The 2,186-nt window shown below is 67.9% G+C and carries 2 protein-coding genes; one reads left to right on the plus strand and one right to left on the minus strand.

All coding sequences use genetic code 11. The annotated features are described in order from the left end of the window. Positions 1-43 precede the first annotated feature (43 nt). Entirely contained in the window at positions 44-1,546 is a 1,503-nt protein-coding gene (gene rpsA, locus AC13HU_RS36040; RefSeq protein ID WP_483046211.1) for a 30S ribosomal protein S1, read from the minus strand. A gap of 296 nt (positions 1,547-1,842) precedes the next feature. Between rpsA and AC13HU_RS36045 the strand changes: the two genes are divergently transcribed. Then, positions 1,843-2,186: class I SAM-dependent methyltransferase (locus AC13HU_RS36045; protein WP_483046212.1), on the plus strand; the 344-nt coding region annotated here is incomplete at its 3' end.

Consider the following 2,186-nt stretch of genomic DNA (forward strand, 5'->3'; position numbering starts at 1 on the left):
GAAGAGAGGTGCGGGCCCACCGAAGAGCCTGGAGCGGAGAGCGTCAGCTCTGGCCGCCCGCGAGCTTCTCGCGCAGTGCGGCGAGCGCCTCGTCGGAGGCGAGGGCGCCACTGGTGTCGTCGGACTCCGAGGAGTACGAGCCGCCACCACCGGTGCCCGCAGCCGCCGCCGGGGAAGCGGAGCCGGCCTCGGCCGCCGCCTGCTCGTCGGCCTCGCGGGACTTGATGACCTGCGCCTGGTGCTGCTCGAAGCGGGTCTGGGCCGTGGCGTACTGGCCTTCCCACTCCTCGCGCTGCTTGTCGTACCCCTCGAGCCAGTCGTTGGTCTCGGGGTCGAAGCCCTCGGGGTAGATGTAGTTGCCCTGGTCGTCGTACGACGCGGCCATGCCGTACAGCGTCGGGTCGAACTCGACCGAGGCCGGGTCGGCACCGAAGGACTCGTTGGCCTGCTTGAGGGACAGCGAGATCCGGCGACGCTCCAGGTCGATGTCGATGACCTTGACGAAGATCTCGTCGTTGACCTGGACGACCTGCTCGGGGATCTCCACGTGGCGCTCGGCCAGCTCGGAGATGTGCACCAGGCCCTCGATGCCCTCGTCCACGCGGACGAACGCACCGAACGGAACGAGCTTGGTGACCTTGCCGGGCACGACCTGCCCGATCTGGTGGGTCCGGGCGAACTGCTGCCACGGGTCTTCCTGGGTCGCCTTCAGCGACAGGGAGACGCGCTCGCGGTCCATGTCGACGTCCAGGACCTCGACCGTGACCTCCTGGCCGACCTCGACGACCTCGGAGGGGTGGTCGATGTGCTTCCAGGACAGCTCGGAGACGTGCACCAGACCGTCGACGCCGCCGAGGTCCACGAACGCACCGAAGTTGACGATCGAGGAGACGACGCCGGAGCGCACCTGGCCCTTCTGCAGGGTGGTGAGGAAGGTCTGACGGACCTCGCTCTGGGTCTGCTCCAGCCAGGCACGGCGGGACAGGACCACGTTGTTGCGGTTCTTGTCCAGCTCGATGATCTTCGCCTCGAGCTCCTTGCCGACGTACGGCTGGAGGTCGCGGACCCGGCGCATCTCGACCAGCGACGCGGGCAGGAAGCCGCGCAGGCCGATGTCGAGGATGAGGCCACCCTTGACGACCTCGATGACGGTACCGGTGACGATCCCGTCCTCTTCCTTGATCTTCTCGATGGTGCCCCACGCGCGTTCGTACTGCGCGCGCTTCTTCGAGAGGATCAGGCGGCCTTCCTTGTCCTCCTTCTGGAGGACCAGGGCCTCGATCTCGTCGCCCACGGCAACGACCTCGTTGGGGTCGACGTCGTGCTTGATCGACAGCTCGCGGGAGGGGATGACGCCTTCGGTCTTGTAACCGATGTCGAGCAGGACCTCGTCCCGGTCGACCTTCACGATGACGCCGTCGACGATGTCGCCGTCGTTGAAGTACTTGATCGTCTCGTCGATCGCGGCGAGGAAGGCTTCCTCGTTGCCAATGTCGTTGACCGCCACCTGCGGGGTGGTACGAGGGGCCTCGGTGCTGCTCGTCATTAGGGAAAGGACTCCGGTACGGACAGTAAGTCGTAGGTACTGCTACGCTTGGAGCCTTTTTCTACCTGCCGCCCCCACCGACTCGTGGGGACCCGAAGCCGCTAGGCCGAGGGTTCTGCAACAGTTCGAGCGTGGCCTGCTCCGTCTGAGGCGCGCAGGCTCGCAGCGCAACTTGTAGCATACGGGGGCAGCCGGGCACGGTCAATGCGCGAAGAGGCACAGCAGGCGCATAACGGACCGAACCGACGCAACTCCACCACCCGCTGGTCTCCCCAGAGAGTACGACGACTGCCGCGATGATCCAAGGACCCGAACCCGAAGCGACCCGGCGCACCGCGGGGACCACGGAGAGCAGCAGGGCGAACCGCCGGTGGTGGGACCGCAACGCCGACGAGTACCAGCGCGAGCACGGCGACTTCCTCGGCGACGACCGCTTCATATGGGGCCCGGAGGGGCTCGACGAGGCGGCCGCCGGACTGCTCGGCCCGGCCGGCGCCCTCAAGGACCTGGACGTCCTGGAGATCGGCGCCGGCGCCGCCCAGTGCTCGCGCTGGCTCGCCGCGCGGGGCGCCCGCCCGGTCGCCCTCGACCTGTCCCACCGCCAGCTCCAGCACGCCCGGCGGATCGACCTGGACGACGC

This window comes from Streptomyces sp. NH27 (assembly GCF_056859195.1).

Coding starts and splice junctions, on each gene's coding strand:
- rpsA (WP_483046211.1), bottom strand. CDS start 1,546: ATGACGAGCAGCACCGAGGCCCCTCGTACCACCCCGCAGGTGGCGGTC.